This is a genomic window from Bradyrhizobium sp. SZCCHNS2022 (assembly GCF_032377575.1).
Taxonomy (GTDB): Bacteria; Pseudomonadota; Alphaproteobacteria; order Rhizobiales; family Xanthobacteraceae; genus Bradyrhizobium; species Bradyrhizobium aeschynomenes.
Genome location: NZ_JAUHHZ010000002.1, coordinates 1 through 2,234 on the forward strand (window position 1 = coordinate 1; position 2,234 = coordinate 2,234).

Here is a 2,234-nt window from a genome sequence, read left to right on the forward strand (position 1 = left end):
GCAAACGCTTTCCCGATGATAACTCGCTCAACAGCAATCCACGTGTCCGAACGCAAAGCGTCGGACTGCTCACGTCGAACTGCTCGGATTTGCATCCGTCCTGCCGAACCTCCGCTCAACTCGCCTCGGACTTTGCGGATCTCTTCCCTTGCGTTCTCTTGCCGGCCGGCTTCTTCGCCACAGGCCGGATGCTCATCGGCTTACCGGTCGCGGAGGTCGCAGTCTCGCCCGGCTCCGGCCCGAACTGAGCGCGGCATGACGGCGACAGCTCCGCTTTGTGCCGGACCATGCAGGCGGTGATGCGGTCGACATCGGGGACCTCCGAGCTGCACAGCCGGAGTGCGTCGTCGGTGCAGGCCTGCTGCTGCTCGGGCGTGTAGGCATAGCTGGTCGCCGGATGCGCCGTCGCCACCGCCGACAGGAGCAATACGGCGCCGATGCCTCCCCACCCGTTCACGGTCATGCGCCCCTCCCCTCGTGATTGCAAACTCTGATTGAAATATGAAAGATTCGCAAGCTCCGCGATAGAGAGGACTGACCGCCTCATCGTTCATGCGGGGCCTCAAGGACGGAGGTCGACGGACTCCCGGACGCTGCCGGCCCGCCGCCCTGCATCTCGCAATGTCCGAAATTGCACCGCCTGACATGAATTCTTCATCGCAACTCTGCCCAGATGCCATGCGGGCGCACGCTCACGGTCTCGCGGCACCAGATGCCCGAGTTTGGCTGCAACAGGCCCTCTCTCCAAAAGCGCGAGGGCGCAGGGAATGCCGCATAGGCGTTAAGGTAGCGCGAGCATCGATTGATACTTGCGTTTTCGAGGAGGCTCGCGAAGGTGGCGCCCCAACGCGCGTTTTCTGCGGCGCAAGCAACGGATGGTTGGTTGTGGAATGATTGCTTGCAGCAAGGATGCAACGAGCTGCTGCAGGACCCGCCAAGCGCCAGGCGTCGTTAAGCGGCCTGCGTCCAGTGGGGAGAGTCCTCGAAGTCGCTGGCAAGCGGCTCGAGCAACAGGATGATCAGGAGGTGGGCCAGCAGGTAGGGCTTGGCAGAGCGCGGATCGGTTCCTGGCGGCGTCTTGAGGCCAATCAGACTCTTCAGTCGCTTGAACCCAAGCTCGATCCGCCATCGCAATCGATAGAGCGCAAGCACATCTTTGGTGGAGAACTCGTCCCGCGCGAGCGACGTGATCAGAATGACCCAATCCGCAGCCTCCAAAGTTTCTTTGGAGATGATGCGGTTTTCATCTTTTGCGTCTTGCCGGGCTTTACGCCGAGAAGCAGCAGCCGCACCGGTGGGCTTCTTGATTGCGACCAGACGCATAGCCAGAGGCGCGCCGCCCTTGCGCTTGATCCAAATCTCCCGATCGACCAGTCCGCGCGCCTTCGCGGCACGCAATTGGGCCATCAGATCGAACGGAAGGCCTTTGGCGTCAAGCCAACGTGCGTTCTTCCAGCCCGCTCGGATCAAAACGTCGGCCCCGGCTTCGCGGACGGCCGCAATGCGGTCAGGTTGCAGATAAGCGCGGTCAGCAATGCGGATCTCGTTCTTGACCACTGGTATCCGGTCAAACGTTTCGCCCTCTTGCTGATCTGTCAGCTCGAAGTGACCAAAGCGCTCATAGGGCAGATCAAATGCGCTATGAACGCGCCAAAGCTCACTGTTCTTGCGCGCAGCCGGTCCCGCCTGAGGCACTGTCGTCGCATCGATGATGCGGATCAGGCGGCCTTGGCTCGCCTTCGGAGCTGCCGCAGCGAGCAAGCCCTCCACCAGCACCGCAAACCAATCACCACATTGACGCAGCCGATAGAACAACGCCACGCTGGTGAGGTCGGCAAGGCCAACAGAAGCCGCCCATGCGGCTGTCGATCTCAGCCCTCTTTCACCCAAACAATAGGCCAGCATCAGCCGAAGTAACGTCACCGCATCTGGAATCTGCCGCCGACGCGCGAAGGCCTTCGTCTGGCGCGCAGTTTTCTCGAGCTGCGCAGCCCCGCCCAGCTGCGCAACCACTCTCGTCCAGTCCTCGTTCAGGAGCGATTCGTCTGCCATCCCCTGTTCGAATCACGGCGGATTCCAACACTCAAGCATAAACTTAACGCCTATGCGGCATTCCCTGCGCCCTTCGTTTCAGGAGGGACGAACTAACAGGCGGGACTCGGGCGCGAATGCGTTGCGAGAAGGATTTTGTACGTCTCGTTTGTATGGCTCGGTCGTCATGGCCCGCGAAGGCG

At 61.3% G+C, this 2,234-nt stretch carries 2 protein-coding genes; both read right to left on the minus strand.

Going from position 1 to position 2,234, the window contains the following annotated elements; all coding sequences use genetic code 11:
• Positions 1 to 115: 115 nt before the first annotated feature.
• Positions 116 to 463 (minus strand): hypothetical protein, encoded by a 348-nt coding sequence (locus tag QXZ94_RS34355; RefSeq protein WP_315726824.1) that lies wholly within the window; start codon positions 461 to 463, stop codon positions 116 to 118.
• Positions 464 to 951: 488 nt separating this feature from the next.
• Positions 952 to 2,052, minus strand: coding sequence for an IS4 family transposase (locus tag QXZ94_RS34360; protein WP_315701243.1), 1,101 nt, complete (start codon positions 2,050 to 2,052; stop codon positions 952 to 954).
• Between the last annotated feature and the right edge of the window lie 182 nt (positions 2,053 to 2,234).